Annotated in this window: 18 protein-coding genes; 13 read left to right on the forward strand and 5 right to left on the reverse strand. The window is 65.0% G+C overall.

Translation table 11 applies throughout. The features are described 5' to 3' along the window. Positions 1-3 precede the first annotated feature (3 nt). Positions 4-312, reverse strand: coding sequence for a chorismate mutase (locus BFL43_RS19230; RefSeq protein WP_240498359.1), 309 nt, complete (start codon positions 310-312; stop codon positions 4-6). Positions 313-360: 48 nt separating this feature from the next. On the opposite strand from BFL43_RS19230, the gene BFL43_RS19235 reads away from it, so the two are divergent. Beyond that, a complete protein-coding gene (locus BFL43_RS19235) occupies positions 361-2,202 on the forward strand; it encodes a hypothetical protein (protein ID WP_240498360.1) in 1,842 nt (613 codons plus the stop codon). 1 nt (position 2,203) lies between these two features. Here the strand turns inward: BFL43_RS19235 and BFL43_RS19240 are convergent, their stop codons facing one another. Beyond that, positions 2,204-3,739 (reverse strand): hypothetical protein, encoded by a 1,536-nt coding sequence (locus BFL43_RS19240; RefSeq protein ID WP_143695418.1) that lies wholly within the window; start codon positions 3,737-3,739, stop codon positions 2,204-2,206. 133 nt (positions 3,740-3,872) lie between these two features. Here BFL43_RS19240 and BFL43_RS19245 point away from each other — a divergent pair, with 133 nt between their 5' ends. Then, positions 3,873-6,359, forward strand: a complete 2,487-nt coding sequence (locus BFL43_RS19245; RefSeq protein WP_143695430.1) for a UvrD-helicase domain-containing protein — start codon at positions 3,873-3,875, stop codon at positions 6,357-6,359. A 91-nt stretch (positions 6,360-6,450) separates the two neighbouring features. Here BFL43_RS19245 and BFL43_RS19250 read toward each other — a convergent pair whose 3' ends face one another. After that, positions 6,451-7,587, reverse strand: coding sequence for a M23 family metallopeptidase (locus tag BFL43_RS19250; RefSeq protein WP_240498361.1), 1,137 nt, complete (start codon positions 7,585-7,587; stop codon positions 6,451-6,453). Positions 7,588-7,965: 378 nt separating this feature from the next. On the opposite strand from BFL43_RS19250, the gene sucC reads away from it, so the two are divergent. From sucC to BFL43_RS19270, 4 genes are all read left to right on the forward strand, one after another. Then, the gene (gene sucC / locus BFL43_RS19255; protein ID WP_084894087.1) at positions 7,966-9,129 is read left to right on the forward strand and encodes an ADP-forming succinate--CoA ligase subunit beta; all 1,164 of its coding nucleotides are present in this window, start codon (positions 7,966-7,968) and stop codon (positions 9,127-9,129) included. A gap of 13 nt (positions 9,130-9,142) precedes the next feature. After that, complete coding sequence (gene sucD / locus BFL43_RS19260; protein ID WP_084894088.1) at positions 9,143-10,033, forward strand: succinate--CoA ligase subunit alpha; 891 nt, start codon at positions 9,143-9,145, stop codon at positions 10,031-10,033. A gap of 139 nt (positions 10,034-10,172) precedes the next feature. Continuing rightward, on the forward strand, positions 10,173-10,919 hold the full coding sequence (locus BFL43_RS19265) for a hypothetical protein (RefSeq protein ID WP_084894089.1): 747 nt from the start codon (positions 10,173-10,175) through the stop codon (positions 10,917-10,919). Further along, entirely contained in the window at positions 10,916-11,380 is a 465-nt protein-coding gene (locus tag BFL43_RS19270) for an RDD family protein (RefSeq protein WP_084894090.1), read from the forward strand. The genes BFL43_RS19265 and BFL43_RS19270 overlap by 4 nt, the downstream gene beginning before the upstream one ends. Here the strand turns inward: BFL43_RS19270 and BFL43_RS19275 are convergent. Continuing rightward, a complete protein-coding gene (locus tag BFL43_RS19275; RefSeq protein WP_168176675.1) occupies positions 11,368-11,523 on the reverse strand; it encodes a hypothetical protein in 156 nt (51 codons plus the stop codon). The two genes, BFL43_RS19270 and BFL43_RS19275, sit on opposite strands and share 13 nt — an antisense overlap. Positions 11,524-11,733: 210 nt before the next feature. On the opposite strand from BFL43_RS19275, the gene BFL43_RS19280 reads away from it, so the two are divergent. Genes BFL43_RS19280 through BFL43_RS19290 form a run of 3 tightly spaced genes read left to right on the forward strand, consistent with a single transcriptional unit; the run spans position 11,734 to position 12,913 of the window. Further along, positions 11,734-11,931 carry an antitoxin Phd gene (locus BFL43_RS19280; RefSeq protein WP_084894092.1) on the forward strand — a complete coding sequence of 66 codons (198 nt, stop codon included), beginning with the start codon at positions 11,734-11,736 and terminating at the stop codon, positions 11,929-11,931. After that, positions 11,928-12,314 (forward strand): Fic family protein, encoded by a 387-nt coding sequence (locus BFL43_RS19285; protein ID WP_084894093.1) that lies wholly within the window; start codon positions 11,928-11,930, stop codon positions 12,312-12,314. The genes BFL43_RS19280 and BFL43_RS19285 overlap by 4 nt, the downstream gene beginning before the upstream one ends. Further along, on the forward strand, positions 12,311-12,913 hold the full coding sequence (locus BFL43_RS19290) for a TetR/AcrR family transcriptional regulator (RefSeq protein WP_084894094.1): 603 nt from the start codon (positions 12,311-12,313) through the stop codon (positions 12,911-12,913). Before BFL43_RS19285 ends, BFL43_RS19290 begins: the two co-directional genes overlap by 4 nt. Positions 12,914-13,002: 89 nt before the next feature. On the opposite strand, the gene BFL43_RS19295 is transcribed toward BFL43_RS19290, so the two are convergent. Continuing rightward, on the reverse strand, positions 13,003-16,554 hold the full coding sequence (locus BFL43_RS19295) for an indolepyruvate ferredoxin oxidoreductase family protein (protein ID WP_084894095.1): 3,552 nt from the start codon (positions 16,552-16,554) through the stop codon (positions 13,003-13,005). A 394-nt stretch (positions 16,555-16,948) separates the two neighbouring features. Between BFL43_RS19295 and BFL43_RS19300 the strand changes: the two genes are divergently transcribed. Genes BFL43_RS19300 through BFL43_RS19315 form a run of 4 tightly spaced genes read left to right on the forward strand, consistent with a single transcriptional unit; the run spans position 16,949 to position 22,237 of the window. Beyond that, entirely contained in the window at positions 16,949-18,535 is a 1,587-nt protein-coding gene (locus BFL43_RS19300) for a carboxyl transferase domain-containing protein (RefSeq protein WP_143695420.1), read from the forward strand. Between the two features lie 5 nt (positions 18,536-18,540). After that, positions 18,541-20,571 carry an acetyl/propionyl/methylcrotonyl-CoA carboxylase subunit alpha gene (locus tag BFL43_RS19305; RefSeq protein ID WP_084894156.1) on the forward strand — a complete coding sequence of 677 codons (2,031 nt, stop codon included), beginning with the start codon at positions 18,541-18,543 and terminating at the stop codon, positions 20,569-20,571. After that, positions 20,568-21,737: an acyl-CoA dehydrogenase family protein gene (locus tag BFL43_RS19310; RefSeq protein WP_084894097.1), complete on the forward strand. Its 1,170-nt coding sequence runs from the start codon at positions 20,568-20,570 to the stop codon at positions 21,735-21,737. Before BFL43_RS19305 ends, BFL43_RS19310 begins: the two co-directional genes overlap by 4 nt. Further along, positions 21,737-22,237 carry a MaoC family dehydratase gene (locus BFL43_RS19315; RefSeq protein WP_084894098.1) on the forward strand — a complete coding sequence of 167 codons (501 nt, stop codon included), beginning with the start codon at positions 21,737-21,739 and terminating at the stop codon, positions 22,235-22,237. Before BFL43_RS19310 ends, BFL43_RS19315 begins: the two co-directional genes overlap by 1 nt. Positions 22,238-22,239: the final 2 nt, after the last annotated feature.

Raw genomic sequence — 22,239 nt, forward strand, 5'->3', positions numbered from 1 at the left:
TTGTTACTGGCGACCGAGCGGGCCGCGACCGAGCCGGAGCAGCAACATGGCGAGGGTGTGACCTTCTTGACCCAGCTCGCTGAAACGGTCGAGGACCTTCATCTCGCGGCTGTGCACCAAACGGGGGCCACCGGTGGCCATGCGGGTCTGACCGACCTTCTTGGAGACTGCGGTGCGGCGCTTGATGGCAGCGAGGATGATCGCGTCGACACGGTCGATCTCAGAGCGCAACTCTTCGATGTCTTCGGGGATATCGCCCACGTCAGAGCCCAGATTAAGCCCGGACACATCGATTGGCTGGTCAGCAGTCACGCGCCCAAGTGTGCCACGCGAGGTGGTGCCACTGGTAAGAGTGGTCCGATGCATCGGCGCGCTTCGACCCTTCTGCCACCGACCGGCCCCACGGCCGGCGCGGTGACTCAGGCCGCGCGGTGGGTGGTCCCGGTCGCGCTGGGCCTGATCGTGATACAGCTCGCCGTTCGTACCTGGCTGGTGGCCCGAGGGAACTTCTATTGGGACGACCTCATCCTGATCGGCCGGGCGTCGGAGGAGTCGATCTTCTCGTGGGACTTCCTCATGCACGACCACGACGGACACCTCATGCCCGCAGCGTTTCTCCTCGCAGGCATCACCACGGAAATCGCCCCGCTGAACTGGGCGCTGCCCGCGATCACACTGGTTATCGGTCAGCTGCTCGCGTCTGCGGCGGTGCTCCGGTTGCTCGTGCTGATCGCCGGTCGCTTTCGGCCTGCGGTCTTGGTGCCGCTCGCCTTCTACCTCTTCACCCCGATGACCGTGCCCGCATACAACTGGTGGGCTGCGGGCCTCAACACGTTGCCGCTGCAGATCGGCATGGCAATCGTGGCGGCGGATGTGGTGCAGCTGTGTCGGGGCGAGGTGGATCGGCGTCGGGTGATCATCCGTTCGCTGGTGGTCTTCGTGGTGGCGCTGGCGTTCTTCGAGAAGTCCGTGCTGATCGCGCCGGTCGCTGTGGCCACAGCGTTCCTGTGGTGTCTGCTCGCCGATGACCGCGGAGCGCGGGCCGCGCTGCATTCGGCGTGGAACGCCGCACGTGAGCTCTGGATCGGTCTGATCGCGATCACCGCAGTGTGGGCGGTGGGCTACCTGGCGCTCACCTCCGCCACCGCGGGCGAGCACTCGATCACCCAGACCATCGCCCTCATGTGGCGGTCGATCAACAAAGGCGTGGTCCCGGGAACCGTTGGCGGTCCCTGGTTCTGGGAACGATGGGTACCGAGCCCACCGATGGGCTTCCCGTCGTGGTGGCTGATGGCGGTTGGTTGGCTGGTGGTAATCGGCGCAGTCGCCTACGCCCTGTGGTCGCGGCGGCGGTCGGGTTGGGTGATCGGCGCGGTGATCGGCTACGTCGCGGTGCTGCAGGTGCCGCTGCTGTGGAGCCGCACCAGCGAGAACACCGCGCTCGAACTCGCCCAGACCCTCCGCTACCTGCCCGACAGCGCGCTGGTGATCGCCATCGGCTTCACGCTCATCCTGCTGGCCCCGAAACGATCTCGTTCCCACGAGGTCGATGAGGTGCCGCGGTGGCTCCGGCCGGTCGCAATCGCCGCGGTGCTCGCGTTCATCGGGAGTTCGCTCGTATCGACGGTGCGATTCTCGGCCGAATGGCGCGACGACCCCACCGCCGACTACCTGGCGAACGCGCGGACCTCGCTCTCCGAGGCACAGGACACCCCGATGTTCGACCATCCGCTACCGCTGCTGGTTTTGCTGCCGGTCGCCTATCCCTATAACCAGGTGAGCAAGGTGTTCGCCGGACTGGACGATCGGCCCGAGTTCGGCCGATGGACCGACAAACTCCAGGTCCTCGACGACAACGGGCACCTGACTCCCGCCGAAGTCACTCCGCGACGTACCACCGAGGCCGGAGCGGGTGCTTGCGATGATCCGGAGATCACGGGTCCGGCGACGATCGATCTGGACGGGCCGCTCCTCGACTGGCTCTGGACGGTGGCCTTGCCGTACTGCGCCAACACCGACGGTGAACTGCAGATCGGCCTCGCCGGTGGTGATCCGGTGACCGTTCCCGTGCAGGCCGGCCTGCATTCGGCCTACGTCCAACTCCAGGGCTCCGGCACGGCGCTGCAGGTGCGGCCGTTGACGCCGGGCGTGGAGTTGCACCTGGGTGCAGCGCGGGTCGGCGAGGTCGTCCGTTCGCCCTGACCTACTCGGCCGGCGGTACCACCACGATGTCGATACCCCGTACGCCGTTGTCCTCGAGCGTCTTTGCCGTCGCATCCGCGGCATCCTGTTCGGCGAAGACCCAGCGCACCGGTGTCGACCGGGCCGCCTTGATCTGTGCTCTGGCGGTGTCGACGAGGGCGTCGGTGCCCGCCCATCCCGTGTCCAGTGCGCCATTGCTGCCGATGTTGGCTGAATAGCCGGGACCGAACGTCATCAGCAGGGTGCCGTCGGGAGCGCGTCCGTCGAAGGCCTCGTCGTTCACGACGTAGGTGTAGGTCGACGGTGCGCCGGTCACCTGCAGGTTGTAGTCCCTGGCGGCGAGGTCGCCCTTGAAACCGGTCGGGGTCCAGATGCCTTGCGCCTCCGCAGTGGAGATCTGCTCGTTGGCGGCCAGGGCCCGGGTCAGCACCGTGGGGTCCTGATCGACGTATGCGGTGAACACGTACGCCACATCGCCTTTGAGGGTGCCGTCCTCGTTGGGAACCGTGAAGGGGCAGCGCGTCTCGCCCTGACCGTTGAGCGGAACCGTGACGGTGCGGGTGCACGTGCCACCGACGGGGCGATCGTTGAGGGTCAGCGTCATGTCGCCGACCACCGTGATGGACCCGGGTTGTGTCGCGTTGGGCGTCCTGGCGACGTAGGTGACGATGTACTCGCATATCGGCGGCGAGCACGGTGACACCGTGAGCCGGAATCCGCTGGCGTCGAAGTTCGGGCTCAGGTACGGCGCCGGGATGTGGGCGAGGGTCTGAGCCTGGGCATCGATCCGGTCGTACAGCCGTCCGATCTCGTTGGGCCCGATGGGCTCCACCGAGACGTCGACCTCGACTCGCTCGCCGCCCGTCTGGGTGATCGGACCCTTGACCGTCGTCAGGTTCTTGTTCGGTCCGGTGGTCGCGCGCATGGTGCCACCCGAGACGAAGGTGTTGTCGCCTTCGACGATCACATCGGGCAGTCCTGCAGGCAGGAAGCGGCCGTCGGGGGTGTCGATGAGTCCGACGGGCTGCCCCTTGGACTCCAGATCCACCGCCTCTTCGTCATTGGACAGCGCGAAGGCGAGGTTGGGTGGGGCCAGCAACCAACCGAGATTCGGGAAGGTCGCCGGATCGAGCTTGGCCCAGCCGCTCGCGACGGCCTCGTAGTTCATCTTGGGCTTCTCGAGCTGGCTCTTCCAGAAGCTGGCCGAACCCTTGGCGTATGTCAGGCCGTTGACCCCGATGATCTCCGCAGACTCTCCACCGACCTTGATCCGACCCTGCAGATCGCCGCTGGCCGAGACCTCGACGTCGGTGAGGTTGATCTTCATCTCGCCCGCGGTGACCGAACCGGTGTATTTCGCGCCCGGCTGATCGGCAAACGCGGTCGCGACCTCGGTGAGTGATTTGTAGGCCAGGACGGAGGCGGGCGCGCTGGCGGTCCCGTCGGCGCTTCGCGGCAGGAAAATCAGCACGAGCACCGCGACCAGGGCCACGACTGCAGCCCCGAGTAGCGCTCCCGGCAGAGCCTTACTTTTCATCATGTGCCCCCAGATCACGTGGCGATGATGTTACCGAAGGCCTGATCCGCGCCGTGATGGAGGAACTGTCGGGGTCAGCGGGTAACTTTGGAACACGATGAAAAGCACTGCTCCGCACCCCGCGCTCCCGGGTATGGCCACTGGAAACCTGCAGGACACTCCGCAGTCCGAGTCGAGTCGCGCTCGCGAGCTCCTCGATGGACTCAATCCTCAGCAACGGGCGGCCGTCCTGCACTCGGGGTCGCCGCTGCTGATCGTGGCAGGTGCGGGTTCGGGCAAGACTGCGGTGCTCACCCGCCGGATCGCATACCTGCTCGCCGAACGGGATGTCACCCCCGGTCAGGTGTTGGCCATCACCTTCACCAACAAGGCCGCGGCGGAGATGCGAGAGCGGGTGGCCGATCTCGTGGGCCCGCGTGCCCATCGCATGTGGGTCAGCACGTTCCACTCCACCTGCGTCCGCATCTTGCGCGCCCAGGCGACGTTGCTCGCCGGGATGAACTCCAATTTCTCGATCTACGACGCCGACGATTCGAAACGCCTGTTGTCGATGATCGTGCGCGATCTGGACCTGGACCCCAAGAAGTTCAGTCCGCGCGGCGTCTCGATCGCGATCTCGAACTACAAGAACGAACTCATCGATCCCGATGCCGCGATCGCGGACGCGGAGGAGAAGGCCGAACCCGCGCTGGTGACCATCGCGCAGATCTACCGGCAGTACCAACAACGACTGCGCTCGGCGAACGCGTTCGACTTCGACGACCTGATCGGTGAGACCGTAGGACTGCTCCAGGCGTTTCCCGAGGTCGCCGAGTACTACCGGCGCCGGTTCCGGCACGTGCTGGTCGACGAGTACCAGGACACCAACCACGCCCAGTACATCCTGGTGCGGGAGCTCGTCGGCACCGGCGGCGTCGGGAACGTCAGCCCGTCCGAACTCTGTGTGGTCGGCGACGCGGATCAGTCCATCTACGCGTTTCGCGGCGCCACCATCCGAAACATCGAGGAGTTCGAACGCGACTTCCCGGACACCGAAACCATTCTGCTCGAACAGAATTACCGTTCGACCCAGACCATCTTGTCGGCCGCCAACGCGGTGATCTCCCGCAACGCGGGGCGTCGGGAGAAGAAGCTGTGGACCGACAGTGGAGACGGGGAGCTGATCGTCGGGTACGTCGCCGACAACGAGCACGATGAGGCGCAGTTCATCGCCCGCGAGATCGATTCCCTCTCGGACACAGGGGATTTCAAGTACTCGGAGATCGCGGCGTTCTACCGCACCAACACGGCTTCACGTGCTCTGGAAGAGGTGTTCATCCGGCTCGGCATTCCCTACAAGGTGGTCGGTGGGGTGCGTTTCTACGAGCGCAAAGAAGTCCGCGACATCGTCGCCTATCTGCGGGCGGTGGCCAACCCGGACGACACCGTGAGCCTGCGCCGCATCCTCAACACCCCCCGCCGCGGTATCGGTGACCGGGCCGAGGCTTGCGTGGCGGTGCATTCGGAGAACACCGGGACGAGCTTTTACCAGGCATTGATCGACGGCGCCGAGGGCAAGGTGCCGCTCCTGGGAACCCGTGCGGTCAAACAGATCTCGAGCTTCGTCGAACTCATCGAAGGTCTGCGCAACGATTTCCTGTCGAGTTTCGGCGCGGCCGGATCGTCGGATGCCGACGTGGCATCGGTTGATGCCGGTAGCGAGGCAGGCGACATCGGGGAATTGGTGGAGGCGATCGCCGAGCGTACCGGATATCGCTACGAACTGGAGGGTTCGTCCGACCCGCAAGACGGGGCCCGACTCGACAACATCAACGAACTCATCTCGGTGGCAAGAGAATTCAGCGCCGAGGCTGCGGCTGCAGAACCGCCGGAGACGCAGTTGGACAATGGTGACGACGACGGCTTGGCCGCCGATGCGGGTGAACCCGACCCGGGTTCTCTCGCAGCATTTTTGGAGCGGGTGGCCCTGGTGGCCGACGCCGATCAGGTCCCCGACGACGAGGACGGCGTCGTGACACTGATGACGCTGCACACGGCGAAGGGCCTCGAGTTCCCGGTGGTCTTCGTGACCGGTTGGGAGGACGGGCAATTCCCGCACATGCGTGCGCTCGGAGATCCGGCCGAGCTGTCGGAAGAGCGCCGTCTCGCCTACGTCGGGATCACCCGGGCGCGCAAGCGACTGTACCTGAGCAGGGCGATGGTCCGTTCGGCGTGGGGCACGCCGATGCAGAACCCGGAATCGCGCTTCCTGCAGGAGATTCCGCAACATCTCATCGATTGGCGGCGCACTGAACCGAAGCGCAGCATGGGTCGTCGATCAAGTGACGGCAGCCGCGACTACGGCGACAACGGCCGGGGCTTCGGCGGTAGCGGGTTCGGTGAGCAGCGGTCCTTCGGTGGCGGATCACGTCGTCAGGAGTCATTCGGATCGCCGACGCGGGGGCGCAACAAACAGATTCACGTAGAGGTGGGCGATCGGGTCACCCATCCCAAGTACGGCATGGGCAAGGTTGTCGGCAAAGAGGGTTCCGGACCAACCGAGCGGGTGATGTTCGACTTCGGCAGTGCCGGCCGGATCACCCTCATGTCCCTCGGTGGACTACCCGTCGAAAAGCTCTAGCGGACAGCAGCAAACCCACCCGTTCCAGGCACCATCACCCGTTTCGACAACCGGTGGTCGTGCAACGGGTGGGTTTTGTGGAGAGCGGAAGTCAGCTGCCGGTGTACGAGGCGAGGCTGATGCCGTGCGAGGCGAGCCAGGGAGCCGGATCGATTTTCATCGTGCCGTTCTTCCAGACCTCGAAGTGCAGGTGCGGGCCGGTGGAAAAGCCTTCACTGCCGACGAGAGCGATGATCTGGCCTGCGGTGACCTTCTGACCCTTGGTGACCAGCACGCCGCTCGAGGCCATGTGGCCGTACATGGTGACGGTGCCGTCGTCGGACTTGATCTGCACCCAGTTGCCGTATCCCGATGCCGGTCCGGCGTCGATCACTTCGCCGTCGGTGGCGGCATGGATGGGCGTCCCCAGGGGCGCGGCCATGTCGATGCCGCCGTGGAACGCGCCCCAGCGGTTCGCGTAGGTGGAGGTGAAGGTGTACGCGCCAGGCGCGATCGGCGAGACGAACAGCGGGATGCGAGCTGCGGCGTCCGCCTGAGCTTTCGCCTCGGCGATCTCCTGTCCCTCGGCAAGCTGACTGGTGAAGGTGTCCATGTTGGCCGGTGCGGGCGCACCGGCGATTCCGGCAGCCGGACCATCGGTGTCGCCATTGGTGACGGCCACGGGCGTCGGAGTCGTCGACTGGGCGGTGTCATCGATTGGTTGGGCGAAGCTTCCCGTGGCTGCTGCGACCGCGGCGCCTGCAGCGACCGCCAGCAGTGCGGCGCGACCCTTGAGGGCCTGTGGCGGCGCCGCGATGCGATGTTTACCGGATCCGCGACGCGGGGAACGCTGCTTCTGTGGCGCCCACAGCGACTCGTCGGACTCTGGTTCGAAGTCGTCGTACTCGGCGCCCTGGATCTCGAAAGGATGCTCGTGGGCGTACTCGTCGAACTCGATCTCGGCGACGACGATGTCTTGAGTGATCTCGGCGGGTCGTGGTTGGTCGTAGGCGTCGCGATCAAAGCGCCGGGCGCCGGAACGGTCAGCACGACGGCGACCGCCGGTGGTCCGGGATTCGTTCCGCCATTCGGTCAGCGGGCCGTCGGCGTACTGCTCTAGGCCGAACTCTTCAAGGGGAATGATCGAGGTGATCTCGTCGTGACGCATGTCTGCCGACAGCTCATCGTGGGTTCGGGCCGAGGGGAGCGCTGGCGCGCCGCCACCGGAGATCGTTCCACGAGCTGACAACAGATTGGGCCTTTCTAGCTGCGATCGGACAGCCGCTGCGAGTGCGTCGGCGCGTCCGCACGGATTCGGTGTGATGGATCCGTGACCTTACTGACTCAGCGACGGTAACGAAACGATTGCGACGCGCGCAACCGGACGCGGGAATTGGGGTGCTTGTTGTGAGGTGGATCACTACGGTGCGTACGCTTTGTCCGTTGCTGGTTCGCAGGTCACCTCACCGGACGTGGGCGTGCGAGCGTGAGGTTCCGGTGAACGGGACCGTGCCAGTGATCTGTAGCACAAGCTGCGGGAGCAGTGATAAGCGCTGTTTCTCGCGGCGTTACAGTCACTTCGGCCCGCAACACCAACTGCGGGCAAATCTACGAGATGGTGAGCTGAATGGATCTCTTCGAATACCAGGCGAAGGAGCTCTTCGCCAAGCATGAGGTGCCGACCTCGGCCGGCCGTGTTACCGACACCGTCGATGGCGCACGGCAGATCGCCGAAGAAATCGGCAAGCCCGTGATGGTCAAGGCACAGGTGAAGGTCGGTGGCCGCGGCAAGGCCGGCGGCGTCAAGTACTCCAAGGACGTCGACGAGGCAGTCGCAAACGCCGAATCGATTCTCGGCCTCGACATCAAGGGCCACGTCGTCAAGAAGCTGCTGGTCGCAGAGGCGAGTGACATCGCTGAGGAGTACTACATCTCCTTCCTGCTCGACCGCACCAACCGCACCTACCTGGCCATGTGCTCGGTCGAAGGTGGCGTCGAGATCGAGGTCACCGCCGAGGAGAACCCCGACGCCCTGGCCAAGATCCCCGTCGACGCCGTCAAGGGTGTCGACCTCGCGTTCGCACGCGAGATCGCCGAAGCCGGCAAGCTGCCCGCCGAGGTGCTCGACGCCGCGGCCAACACCATCCAGAAGCTGTGGGAGGTCTTCATCAACGAGGACGCACTCCTCGTCGAGGTCAACCCCCTCGTCCGGACGCCGACCGATGAGATCCTCGCCCTCGACGGCAAGGTCACCCTCGACGCCAACGCTGACTTCCGCCAGCCCGGCCACGGCGAGTTCGAGGACAAGGACGCAACCGATCCTCTCGAGCTCAAGGCCAAAGAGAACGATCTGAACTACGTCAAGCTGGACGGCCAGGTCGGCATCATCGGCAACGGTGCCGGACTCGTCATGTCGACGCTCGATGTCGTCGCCTACGCCGGTGAGAAGCACAATGGCGTCAAGCCTGCGAACTTCCTGGACATCGGTGGCGGCGCCTCGGCCGAGGTCATGGCCGCCGGTCTCGACGTCATCCTGGGCGACGAGCAGGTCAAGAGCGTGTTCGTGAACGTCTTCGGTGGCATCACCGCGTGTGACGCGGTCGCCAACGGCATCGTCGGTGCGCTGAAGAAGCTCGGCGACGACGCCAACAAGCCACTCGTTGTTCGCCTCGACGGTAACAAGGTCGAAGAAGGCCGCAAGATCCTCGCCGACGCGAATCATCCTCTGGTGACGCTCGCCGAGACCATGGACAGTGGCGCCGACAAGGCCGCCGAACTGGCGAGCAAGTAGGAGCAACAGATCAATGTCGATTTTTCTGAACAAAGATTCTAAGGTCATCGTTCAGGGCATCACCGGCGGTGAAGGCACCAAGCACACCGCACTGATGCTCAAGGCAGGCACCCAGGTCGTCGGCGGCGTGAACGCCCGCAAGGCCGGCACCACCGTCAGCCATGACGGCGGCGTCGAGCTGCCCGTGTTCGGTACCGTCGCCGAGGCCATCAAGGAGACCGGCGCCGACGTGTCGATCGCCTTCGTGCCGCCGAAGTTCGCCAAGGACGCGATCATCGAGGCCATCGATGCCGAGATCCCGCTGCTCGTCGTCATCACCGAGGGAATCCCGGTGCAGGACAGCGCGTACGCGTGGGCCTACAACGTCTCCAAGGGCAAGAAGACCCGGATCATCGGACCGAACTGCCCCGGCATCATCACCCCCGGTGAGTCGCTGGTCGGCATCACCCCGGCGAACATCGCCGGCACCGGCGGCATCGGCCTGGTCTCCAAGTCGGGCACCCTGACCTACCAGATGATGTACGAGCTCCGTGACATCGGCTTCTCGACCGCCATCGGCATCGGCGGCGACCCGGTCATCGGAACCACCCACATCGACGCCATCGAGGCGTTCGAGCAGGACCCCGACACCAAGGTCATCGTGATGATCGGTGAAATCGGCGGTGACGCAGAAGAGCGCGCAGCCGACTACATCAAGGCCAACGTCACCAAGCCGGTCGTCGGCTACGTCGCAGGCTTCACCGCTCCCGAGGGCAAGACCATGGGCCACGCCGGCGCCATCGTCTCGGGCAGCTCGGGCACCGCTCAGGCCAAGAAGGACGCACTCGAGGCTGCAGGCGTGAAGGTCGGCAAGACGCCGTCCGAGACCGCCGATCTCGCGCGCGAGATCTACAAGAACCTGTAAGGCTTCCCGCCACACGTTCGCTCGTCGAAGGGCGTCGGTTCACTCGAACCGGCGCCCTTTGCCATGATCGGTGTAGTTCAGGGTTTGGCGAGTAATGTTCTGAGTCTTACTGGTAGGCGAGTGAAGGAACCGCACGCGCATGGTCACCGGCGGAACATTGGGGTCCGGCCTGGCTCGACGAGCCGGATCGGTGTACTCATTTGCCTCCCGTATACCGGTCGTCGGCCCGGTTCTGGCACGGACGACGGCAGAAGCGATCGCGTTGGGGGAGCAGGCCCTCGCCGGCGCCCTGGACCTGATCCGCGCTGCTCTCAAGGTCATCATCCGGGAGGTGATCGAAGCCCTCGTCGTCGAAGTCGATCTCACCGAACTCGTCAAACGCCACGTGGACATCAACGAGATCGCCACCGTGATCGATCTGGACACCATCGCCGCACGGATCGACATCGACGCCATCCTGAACCGGGTAGACCTGGACGCCGTCATCGAGACCGTGGATCTGAACCGGGCCGTCAGCGGTGTGGACCTCGACGCGGTTGCCGCGAAGATCGACATCGAGGCGGTCATCGGTCGGGTCGACCTGATCGGCCTGGCGAACGAGATCATCGACGGCGTCGATCTGCAGGCGATCGTCCGCGAGTCGACAACCACCCTGACAACAGGCGTGCTCGACGACGTCCGGGTGCAGGGCGCCCGCGCCGACGACGTGGTGGCCGGGGTGTTCGGTCGTCTCCTGGGCCGGTCGGCGCCGCCTCCTCGCGCCAAGCCCGCACTGAACGGCTCGAGTCCGGCGGCGTCGGTCCCGAACTCGGCGACATCGATAACCGAGGTCGTTGTCGATGTACACCGCCGCGAGCCCGGTAGCCCGCCTGCGGGCCGTTCATGAGCGAACTGGCCCCCCAACCGCCGCACACCAGCAGCGACGACCTGGACAGCCGGTCTGCCGGAATCGTCAGCCGCGGTGTCGCGGCCGGGATTGATGTGGGCACGGTCGCGGTGATCCTCGGCGCGATGTACCTGGGTCTTCTGCTGCTGTCGTTGTTGTTCAATTCTGGCTCTTTTTCCCCGCCGAGTCCGGGCATCCTCTTCACCGGAGTCGTGGGTTACACGACCGCGGTCGTCTATCTCGCCGGCTGCTGGCTGGTGTCGGGCCGCACCGTCGGTTCGGTCGCCATGGGCCTGGAAGTGGTGAGCCGCAACGGCAAGCGCATCGGCCCGTCGCGGTGCCTGCTGCGTGCCCTCTTCTGTGCCTTCTTCCCGATCGGACTTGCCTGGGTCGCGGTCGATCGTCGCCGACGATCGGTGCAGGACGTCGTGTTGCGCACTCGCGTCATCTACGCCTGGTAGCCGCCGACCGTGCCGACAACGCCGCTGACCGTGCCGATAACGCCGTCGACCGTGCCCATCCGACCGTCGATCGTCTCCTTCCGTGCGGCGAGCGTGCTCTTTCGGACGTCAATCGACCTCGCCGCCGTAGTCGGGTCGGGCAAAGGCCCGCTCGACGCAAACAAGGGCACGGTCGGCGGATTACCTAGAGTCCCGAGGTCTAATTCCCGCACCCAAATCATTGCAGGTCAACCACTTTGGCGACGATGCCCGTTCTGCCGGGGTGGCTATCGGCTCGCTCCATCGGTACTCGCGAGCGTTGCGGTGCCAATCTTGGTACCATTTAGGGTGCCCGCGAGTCCAGGAGGTCACCAATGGCATCGCTCAACATCAGCTTCACTGATCAAGAAATGGAAGCGCTACGAGTCGCCGCCGCTCGCGAGGGAGTCGCGCTCAAACCGTTTGTGCATGCCGCAGCCGTAGAAGCGGCGAGTGCGCGTAAGGCAAGAGTTGCGGAACTGGCGAATAGTATCGCCCAGAAGTCGGCGGAATTGAATCGGCGCCTGGCATGACGCTTTTCCCCACGCGGGATGAAGTTCTCACCGTCGGGTCGGTGGCCTGTGGCTTCACCGTCGTTGTGGGCGATGAGGGTCTGCTGGCCGCTGCTATAGCGCGTCCACAGACCAGTGTTTTCGGGATCGATGCTTACCCGACGGATGTTGACAAGGCGGCTGCGTTGATGCACTCGCTCTGTCTGAATCACCCACTGGTCGATGGAAACAAGCGAACTGCGTGGGCCGCGGCCTGGCTGTTGCTCGGACTGAACGAAATCGATTTGAGCGCCGATTTCGATGTGGACGCTGCCGAGGCGCTCATGAACGGCATCGCGATCGAGCATCTGGACTGGAGCGCAATCGCTCTCACGCTCAGCAAGTTCCGGGTGCAAACCTCATGACCACCCAAGAACCAACTGCTGCCTCGCCGGTGACCCGTCGTGGCCAGGCGAAGGCTGCCCGGCGACGGGAGTTGCTGGCGGCCGCCGCGAGGTTGATGGCTGAACGCGGATTCGCGGGTGTCCGGCTGGAGGACATCGGCGCCGCAGTGGGCATCAGCGGGCCGGCCATGTACCGGCACTTCTCTGGCAAGGACGCAGTTCTCGCAGAGATGCTCGTCGACATCTCCCAACGCCTTTTCGGCGGGGGCCAGGATGTTCTGAGGCGGTCGGACGACGACGAGACCGCGCTGGCAGGACTTATCGACTTCCACGTGCGCTTCGCCACGACCGAGCCCGAACTGATCACGGTCCAGGATCGGGACATGTCGTCGCTCACACCCGAAGCCAGACGCGAAGTCCGTCGGTTGCAGCGCAAGTACGTCGAGTTGTGGACCGATGTACTCGTGCGCCTGAGCGACCCGATGCCACGGCAAGAGGCCCAGACCCGGGTTCAAGCAGTGTTCGGACTGATCAACTCATCACCCCGATTGCCCGAACTCGACGCCGCTCGCCAGTCCGCGTTGCTCGCTCAGATGGCTTATTCGGCTTTGTTGAGCTGACGGACCGCTTATCGCGCAAACGATCCGATTGTCTGAAGACGATCCACCTACAGGTGGATCGTCTTCGGAAAGGTGGCGCGTTCGCGGGATCAGATGCCCAGGGCTGCAGACTGTTTAGCGACCGCAGCGCGATAGCGCTCGACGTTGCCCATCTTGATGTCCTCGTAGCCCCGGACCATGTCCGGCAGATCCGCGAGGGCGATGACGCTGTGCCGCTGCGGAGCACCGATGGTGCCGTCGGCCATGGCGGTGAGCACGCGGGTGATCAGGTCCCGGTACTCGCCGATGAGCGCACGTTCGGTCTGCCGCACCGCGGCGCGCCCGAACGGATCGAGTCTGGTTCCGCGCAGTCGCTTCGCCTTGGCCAGCGCCGACATCGCGGGCACACCCCAGCGACCGATCGCGATCTTGTTCTTCATTCCCAATGCCCGCAGGGTCGGTGGGTGCAGGCGAACCGCGACCTTGGCGTCGGCGCCGAACTGATCGGCGACCTCGGTGGCGAATGCGGTGTCCTGGGTGAGCCTGGCGACCTCGTACTCGTCCTTGTATGCCATGAGCTTGAACAGGTTCCGGGCCACGGTGTCGGTGAGTCCGGACGTCGTGGGATCGTCCTCGGTGCGGGCAACCCGTTCGACGAACTGCGCGTAGTCGGTCGCGTAGGCGAGATCCTGGTATTCGGCGAGTTCGTCGATACGGCGTTGCACGGTGGCGATCACCTCAGGACTCACGGTCGCGATCGGTGCCGTGAGAGCGACGGCCCTGGCACTGGGCTCCCATGGCGCCGGTGCCGGGTGCGTTTCCGCGATGGCCGCGCTGACAGCGTCGCGGTCGGCGACAACCTGACGCCCGCGCCGGAATGCCTGCAGGTTGCGCTCGGTCGCAACACCGTTGAGGTCGATGGCCCGCTCGATCGATTCGGCCGAGATCGGCATCGCCCCGGACTGATAGGCCGCGCCGACCATCAGCATGTTCGCGAACTGCTCGTCACCGAACAGGTCGAGGGTCAGTGCTCCCGAGTCGATGTAGATGCCCCGGCGAACGGACCGGTTGATCGACGACGAGATCTCCGAATCCGCCGGATACGAGATCGAGGTGTCGATGACCATGGCGCCGGTCGGGATCTTGGTGGTCGAGACGACCGCCGTCGTCTTGTCCGGTGACGCGACCTTCAGGTTGGCGGGGTCGACCCCGACCAGACCGTCACATGAGAGGTAGAGGTCGCAGTCGCCGGAGGCGACCTTGGCGGCCTGCTCGACGACGCGGGCACTGACCTTCACATCGCTGACCACGGCGCCGCCCTTCTGTGCGAGCCCGGTCATGTCGACGGTGCGGGAGACATGCCCGTCCAGGACTGCGGCGGTGGCGATGATCTGCGACACCGTCACCACGCCCGTGCCGCCGATTCCGGTGACGCGCAACGTGAAACCGTCGTTGATGTCCTTCGTGACCGACGGGGCGGGCAGGACGCCGGCCGCGATGTCTGCGACGGTCTGGCGCACCCGTTCCTTGTCCGACGGGGTGACGGTGACGAATGACGGGCAGTCGCCCTTGAGGCACGAGAAGTCGAGATTGCATGAACTCTGGTCGATATGGGTCTTGCGTCCGAAGTCCGTCTCCACCGGATGCACCGACAGGCAGTTGCTCTTCTCGCCGCAATCGCCGCAGCCCTCGCAGATGCGCTCGTTGATCATCACGCGCTGCTTCGGGGTCTCGGCCTTGCCGCGCTTGCGCTTTCGGCGCTTCTCCGCGGCACAGGCCTGGTCATGGATGAGCACGGTGACGCCGGGCGTGGCCGCGAGATCTTGCTGAATTTGCATCATCTCGTCCCGGGGGCGCACCTCGACGCCGCCGGGTAGACCCAGCGAGCGCGTGCGGATGGGATCGTCGGAGGTGACGACCACCTTCTGGACACGTTCGGCCAGTAGCAGATTCACGATCTGGGGCAGTGTCATCTGGCCGACCGGATCTTGCCCGCCGGTCATGGCCACGGTGCCGTTGAACAGCAGCTTGTAGGTGATGTTGGCGCCCGAGGCCACCGCGGACCGCACGGCCAGCGACCCCGAGTGCATGAAGGTGCCGTCGCCGATGTTCTGGACGAAGTGGTGCTCGTCCACGAACGGCGACATGCCGAGCCACTGTGCGCCCTCGCCGCCCATCTGGGTCACCCCGGCGATCTTGCCCACCTGAGAGGGATCCATGAGCAGGACCATGGCGTGGCAACCGATCCCGGCGCCCACGAGGGTGCCGTCGGCGACCTTGGTGGAGCTGTTGTGGGGACAACCCGAGCAGAAGTAAGGGGTGCGTACCGCCAGCGGCAGTTCGATGCGGCCGCGGCCTCGCCCCTTGGTCTCCAGCCAGTTGATGGCGGCCGGGACACGGTGTTGCTTGCCCAATCGATTCGCGAGCCCGCGGGTGACCGAGTCGATGTCGAGTTCGCCGAACCGGGAGAACAGGGTCGAGCCGTCCTCGTTGGTCTTGCCCACGATGTTGGGGACGTCCGGGCGGCGGAACAGGATGTCGCGCATCATCGTCTCGAGAAAGTCGCGCTTCTCCTCGACCACGATCACCTCGTCGAGACCGGAGATGAAGTCATTCATGATCTCGCGCTCGAACGGGTAGACCACGCCCATCTTGAGGATGCGGATCCCGAGCCCGGCCAGTTCGTCGTCGCTGATGCCGATGAGCCGCAGGGCTTCCCGGACATCCATGTAGGTCTTACCTGCGGCGACGATCCCGATGCGGTCGTCGGCGGTGCGAGCGGTGATCCGGTTGAGCCGGTTGACGCGGGCGTACTCCATGGCCCGCGGCAGGCGGGTGGTGAGCTGGTTCTGCTCGAGTTCCATCAGGTTGGCGCCCAGCAACTTTCCGCTGGGAACGTGGGGGCTCGTGCCCAGGTCTCCGTACACGGGCAGGATGCGATCGGGGTGCACGTCGGCGGTGGAGGCACCGTCGGCGACGTGAGCGGAGATCTTCATCGACGTCCACAGGCCGGACACGCGGGACATGATGGCGGCGTGCACGCCGAGATCGAGGATGTCCTGCGAATCGGCGGGATACAGGATCGGCATGTACAGGTCGGCGAGAGCCATCTCGGACGCGCAGGGAACGGTCGAACTCTTCGCACCGGGGTCGTCGCCGACCAGCGCGACGGCACCACCCGTGGGGTGGGTTCCGATGATGTTGGCGTGCCGCAGGGCGTCGGTGGCGCGGTCGAGACCCGGAGCTTTTCCATACCAGTAGCCGACGATGCCCTGGGTGGTCCCGGCGAGCGTGCCGACCTGGGCAGCGACCTGTGAGCCCATCACCGACGTGGCGGCGATCTCCTCGTTGAGGCCGGGGCGGTGAACGATGTCGAAGGGAGCGAGGTACTGCGCTCGGCGGGCGATCTCGAGGTCATAGCCCGCCAACGGCGAACCCTCGTAGCCCGAGATGAACGAGGCGGTGTCGAGGTTCTGGCGGCGATCGAGTCTTGCGCGGTCACGGACCATACGGACCAGGGCCTGGATACCGGTGAGGTACACGGTTCCGGTCTCTCTGGTGTACCGGTCATCGAGCGAGAAGGACTCCACGGGCGAGGCGTTGCCGCCGAGTGGGTCGCGATCGTGATCGCCTTCGTTGTGGTGCTGCGTTGCGAGGGTCATGGGTGTTTCCCGGCTCTCTATGTTGTTGTTCCGTCCCGGGGGTGGTGGGACGAAGACGTGCATGTGGGTAGTGCCGATCGTACTGCACGGTTGTGACGGTGGTCACGGGAGTGGTGGTCGGGTCGTGAGTGGGTCGGGTTTGTTTCTTCGTCTCACCAGCTGTGTTTTTTCGCTCCGCTTCGCTACGCGGGGCGTGTGGCCCTTTATCGCGTGCTCTTCCTCAGTCGACTCAGTCGCTGCGCTCCCTCGCTCCCTCGTCCAGAGCACGCGGGCCACACGCGGGCGGGGCGAGTTCGCTCGTCCCGGCCAATCAATCTGGTGAACTGCGTGACAATTGTCAGGCCAGGACTTATGGTGATTTCAGTTAATCGCTCCTAACTGAAAGGGGTGGACATTGGTGTCCACGACGGCAGCCACGGCCCAGTGGCGGCAGGCGCACGAGAGCAATCTCGTCGAACTGCGGCGCCGACTCGATCGCGTTGCCCTGGGTGGGGGCGACAAGGCGCGTGACCGCCACCTCAGCCGCGGCAAGCTGCTCCCGCGGGACCGCGTCGACACGCTGCTCGATGCCGGTAGCCCATTCCTCGAGATCGCACCGCTCGCAGCCGAGGACATGTATGGCGGAAAGGCGCCTGCCGCCGGTGTGATCGCCGGGATCGGCCGCGTCGCAGGCCGCGAATGCCTGATCATCGCCAATGACGCCACCGTGTCCGGGGGCACCTACTACCCGGTGACGGTCAAGAAGCATCTGCGTGCACAGGAGATCGCTGCTGCCAACAGGTTGCCCTGCATCTACCTCGTCGATTCCGGCGGTGCGATGCTGCTCCAGCAAGACGAGGTGTTCCCGGACCGCGATCACTTCGGTCGGATCTTCTTCAACCAGGCCAACATGAGTGCCGCAGGTATCCCGCAGATCTCCGCTGTCCTCGGATCGTCGACCGCGGGCGGCGCATACGTGCCCGCGATGAGCGACGAGACGGTGATCGTCCGCGATCAGGGCACGATTTTCCTGGCGGGTCCACCGTTGGTGAAGGCAGCCACCGGTGAAGATGTCACCGCCGAGGACCTGGGTGGGGGACTGATGCATTCGACCGTCTCCGGCGTCACCGATCACCTCGCCGACAACGACGAGGACGCCCTCGAGCGGGTCCGGGGTATCGTCGCCACGCTCGGTCCGGTGGAACCGGCGCAGTGGGATGTCGAGCCGATCCGCGAGCCACGCGCGCCGCAGACCGACCTCTACGACGTGGTCCCCACGGACGCACGAACACCGTACGACGTGCGCGCGGTCATCCAGATCATCGCCGACGGAGGCGAATACAACGAGTTCAAGGCCGGGTACGGCACCTCGCTGGTGACCGCCTTCGCCCACATCCATGGTCACCCGGTTGGCATCATCGCCAACAACGGCGTCCTGTTCAGCGAGAGTGCGCTCAAGGGAGCGCATTTCATAGAACTGTGCGACAAACGCAAGATCCCGCTCGTGTTCCTGCAGAACATCACCGGATTCATGGTGGGCAAAGAGTACGAGCAGGGTGGTATCGCGAAGAACGGCGCCAAGATGGTGACCGCGGTGGCCTGCGCGCGGGTGCCCAAGTTCACCGTGATGATCGGCGGATCTTTCGGGGCGGGTAACTATTCGATGTGTGGCAGGTCGTACTCGCCGCGTTTCTTGTGGATGTGGCCGAACGCCCGCATCTCGGTGATGGGGGGCCCACAGGCCGCCGATACCTTGGCCACCGTGCGTCGCAATCAGATCGAGCGAGGCGGGGACGAATGGTCGAGCGAGGACGAAGAACAGTTCAAATCGCCGATTCGCGAACAGTTCGAACGCCAATCCGACGCCTACTATTCGACCGCACGACTCTGGGATGACGGCGTGATCGATCCCGCCGACACCCGGACCGTCCTCGGACTGGCACTCGCTGCAGCGCGTCACGCGCCGCTTGCGCCGGTCTCCTACGGCGTCTTCCGGATGTGAGTGAGATGACATCGATCAAGAAGGTCCTCATCGCCAACCGCGGCGAGATCGCGTGCCGGGTGATCCGCACGCTCAAGGCGTCCGGAATCCGCAGTGTCGCCGTCTATTCCGACGCCGATTCCGATGCGCTGCACGTCAGTCTCGCCGACGAAGCGGTACGGATCGGTCCTGCTGCCGCGACCGAGAGCTATCTGAGCGTCGACGCGGTGATCGGTGCGGCCCAGCGGGTGGGTGCCGACGCGGTCCATCCCGGCTACGGATTCCTCTCCGAGAACTCCGCTTTCGCCAAGGCGCTGGCGGAGGCGTCGATCATCTTCCTGGGGCCGCCTGCGACGGCCATCGAGGTGATGGGCGACAAGATCGCGGCGCGTGCCGCGGTGTCCGAGCGTGATGTTCCCGTGGTTCCCGGGATCTCACGGCCGGGGCTCACCGACGACGAATTGATCGGTGCCGCATCCGATATCGGTTTCCCCGTGCTGATCAAGCCCAGCGCCGGCGGTGGCGGCAAAGGTATGCACCGGGTCGCAGATCCGGCCGAACTGCCTGCCGCATTGCGCACCGCACGACGGGAGGCCGCTGCCGCGTTCGGCGACGACACGCTCTTCATGGAGCGGTTCGTCGACACCCCGCGGCACATCGAGGTCCAGGTCCTCGCGGACACCCACGGTAACGTGGTCCACCTGGGTGAACGCGAGTGTTCGCTGCAACGCCGCCATCAAAAGGTCATCGAAGAGGCGCCGTCGGTCTTGCTGGACGAGGTCACCCGGGCGCGGATAGGGGCCGCTGCGTGCGATGCCGCGCGATCGGTCGGTTACACCGGCGCCGGGACCGTGGAGTTCATCGTCTCCGCGCACAAACCCGACGAGTTCTTCTTCATGGAGATGAACACCCGTCTGCAGGTGGAACATCCGGTCACCGAGCTGGTCACGGGCATCGATCTGGTCGAGTGGCAATTGCGGGTTGCGGCCGGTGAGAAGCTCGACTTCGGGCAGGACGACGTCTCGATGACCGGGCACGCGATCGAAGCCAGGGTGTACGCGGAAGATCCGGCAGCAGGCTTTCTCCCCACGGGTGGACCGCTGCTGTTGGTCGACGAACCGTCCGGGCCCGGCATCCGTGTCGATTCGGGCATGGTCACCGGTGGTGTGGTCGGCAGCGACTACGACCCCATGCTCGCAAAGGTGATCGTCCACGGGACGGACCGGGACGATGCCATCGATCGACTCCGGGCCGCTCTTGCCGACACGCACGTGCTGGGCCTGCAGACGAACATCGACTTCTGTGATTTCGTCCTCGATCAGCCGAAGGTGCGCGCCGGCGACCTCGATACCGAGCTCCTCGACCGATTGATCGTGGACTACCGGCCTGCGCCGGTACCTCCGGAAGCGTTGGCACTCATCGGACTGCACCGTGTTAGGCAGGCCCGCCACGGTGATTCACCGTGGACCTCCCAGGTCGGCTGGCGGATCGGCGGGGCGGCACCGACTCGCACCCGACTGCAGGTGGGCAATGACGTGGTGACCGTGAACGTCACCGGACCCGAGACCGACGCCCACGTGAGCGTCGGGGGCTGGACCGCCAAGGCATCGCTGGTCGGGGAGCGACTGACGATCGACGGTGCGGGCGGGCGCTGGCTGATCGCCGAGACGAAGCCGACCTCGCAGCTCGAACATGTCACCGACACCGATCACACCTACTGGGTCAGCGGAACGGTCGCAGGGGTAACCGGCACGTGGGAAGTCGGCAAGGCGCGGATTCTCAAGACGTCCGACGCCACCGAAGCCCTGGGCGTGATCACCAGTCCGATGCCGGGAACCGTTGTCGCCGTGATCAATGCCGGTGGCGACGCGGTCGAGGCCGGCGAACCGGTGCTGGTGGTCGAGGCGATGAAGATGGAACACACCCTGACCGCCCCGCGCTCCGGTGATCTCACCGTGAACGTGGGCGTCGGCGACAAAGTCACGTCCGGCCACGTGCTGGCAACGGTCGTGGACAAGCCGGCGATCGTAGACAATTCGGAAGGAACCCCCGCATGAGCGTGACCGATGATCTGACAACGGAATACGACGAACTCCGCAAAACCGTTGCCGATTTCGCGAAGTCCGTGGTGGCGCCGGTGTCGGCGAAGCACGATGCAGAACACAGCTTCCCCTACGACGTGGTGCGCCAGATGGGTGAGATGGGCCTGTTCGGGCTGCCTTTCCCGGAAGAGTACGGCGGCATGGGCGGCGACTACTTCGCACTGTCCCTCGCTCTGGAGGAACTCGGGAAGGTCGATCAGTCGGTGGCCATCACCCTGGAGGCCGGGGTAGGGCTGGGCGCGATGCCCATCTACCGATTCGGCAGTGAAGAGCAGAAGCAGACCTGGCTTCCCGATCTGACCGCGGGCCGTGCGTTGGCCGGCTTCGGATTGACCGAGCCCGGGGCGGGTTCGGACGCCGGAGCGACGGCCACAACGGCGAAAGAAGACGGTGATCACTGGATCATCAACGGCGCCAAGCAGTTCATCACCAACTCCGGTACCGACATCACCTCGCTGGTGACGGTCACCGCAGTCACCGGCGACCGGGCACCCGGGCCGGACGGACGGCCGCGCAAGGAGCTCTCCACGATCATCGTGCCGAGCGGCACAACCGGATTCGTGGCGGAACCTGCCTACAACAAGGTCGGCTGGAACGCCTCCGACACGCACCCGCTGAGCTTCTCGGACGCCAGGGTTCCCATGGAGAATCTGCTCGGCGAGCGTGGCCGTGGGTACGCGAACTTCTTGTCGATCCTCGATGAGGGCCGGATCGCGATCGCGGCGTTGGCGACGGGCGTGGCACAGGGTTGCGTCGATGAAAGCGTGAAGTACGCCAAGGAGCGCCAATCGTTCGGTAAGGCGATCGGCGAATACCAGTCGGTGGCATTCACCATCGCCCGGATGGAGGCGAGGGCACACACCGCGCGGACCGCGTATTACCACGCTGCCTCGAAAATGCTGGCCGGCAAGCCCTTCAAGAAGGAAGCGGCCATCGCCAAAATGGTCTCCAGTGAGTCCGCGATGGACAATGCCCGTGCGGCCGCCCAGATTCACGGTGGTTACGGATTCATGAACGAGTACCCGGTTGCGCGCCACTACCGGGATTCGAAGATCCTCGAGATCGGTGAGGGAACCACCGAGGTGCAACTCATGCTGATCGCGCGGGAACTGGGGTTCTGATGAGCGAGCTCCATCAGACATCCGCGCAGCCCAGACGGGTGACCCAGCGTGGCTTGTGGTTCGACGAGTTCGAGATCGACACGGTGTACGAGCACCGACCCGGGCGCACGGTCACCGAGGCCGACAACGTACTGTTCACCACACTGACCATGAACTCCCAAGCGCTGCACCTCGATGCTGCTTTCGCCGGAACCCAACCGGGATTCGGCGGGGAGCGCCTTGTGAACTCGATGTTCACGCTCTCGACGATCGTCGGTCTGTCGGTGAGTCAGCTGACGCAGGGAACGCTGGTGGCGAACCTGGGTTTTTCGGAGATCGCCTTTCCCAAACCGATGTTCCACGGCGACACCTTGTACGCCGAAACGGTCTGCACGGGAAAACGGGAAAGCAAATCGCGGCCCGGCGAAGGCGTGGTGTCATTGCGACATATCGGAAAGAACCAGCACGGCGATGTTGTGGCCATCGCGCAGCGTTCGACTTTGATACGCAAGGAACCGTAACA

Source organism: Williamsia sp. 1135 (assembly GCF_002095395.1).
GTDB lineage: Bacteria > Actinomycetota > Actinomycetes > Mycobacteriales > Mycobacteriaceae > Williamsia.

Bases quoted from the DNA above. Each gene is read 5' to 3' on its own strand.
- BFL43_RS19295 (WP_084894095.1), bottom strand. From the start codon at position 16,554: ATGACCCTCGCAACGCAGCACCACAACGAAGGCGATCACGATCGCGAC.
- BFL43_RS19245 (WP_143695430.1), top strand. From the start codon at position 3,873: ATGGCCACTGGAAACCTGCAGGACACTCCGCAGTCCGAGTCGAGTCGC.
- BFL43_RS19290 (WP_084894094.1), top strand. From the start codon at position 12,311: ATGACCACCCAAGAACCAACTGCTGCCTCGCCGGTGACCCGTCGTGGC.
- BFL43_RS19310 (WP_084894097.1), top strand. From the start codon at position 20,568: ATGAGCGTGACCGATGATCTGACAACGGAATACGACGAACTCCGCAAA.
- BFL43_RS19235 (WP_240498360.1), top strand. From the start codon at position 361: ATGCATCGGCGCGCTTCGACCCTTCTGCCACCGACCGGCCCCACGGCC.
- sucD (WP_084894088.1), top strand. From the start codon at position 9,143: ATGTCGATTTTTCTGAACAAAGATTCTAAGGTCATCGTTCAGGGCATC.
- BFL43_RS19270 (WP_084894090.1), top strand. From the start codon at position 10,916: ATGAGCGAACTGGCCCCCCAACCGCCGCACACCAGCAGCGACGACCTG.
- sucC (WP_084894087.1), top strand. From the start codon at position 7,966: ATGGATCTCTTCGAATACCAGGCGAAGGAGCTCTTCGCCAAGCATGAG.
- BFL43_RS19240 (WP_143695418.1), bottom strand. From the start codon at position 3,739: ATGAAAAGTAAGGCTCTGCCGGGAGCGCTACTCGGGGCTGCAGTCGTG.
- BFL43_RS19265 (WP_084894089.1), top strand. From the start codon at position 10,173: ATGGTCACCGGCGGAACATTGGGGTCCGGCCTGGCTCGACGAGCCGGA.
- BFL43_RS19315 (WP_084894098.1), top strand. From the start codon at position 21,737: ATGAGCGAGCTCCATCAGACATCCGCGCAGCCCAGACGGGTGACCCAG.
- BFL43_RS19305 (WP_084894156.1), top strand. From the start codon at position 18,541: ATGACATCGATCAAGAAGGTCCTCATCGCCAACCGCGGCGAGATCGCG.
- BFL43_RS19285 (WP_084894093.1), top strand. From the start codon at position 11,928: ATGACGCTTTTCCCCACGCGGGATGAAGTTCTCACCGTCGGGTCGGTG.
- BFL43_RS19280 (WP_084894092.1), top strand. From the start codon at position 11,734: ATGGCATCGCTCAACATCAGCTTCACTGATCAAGAAATGGAAGCGCTA.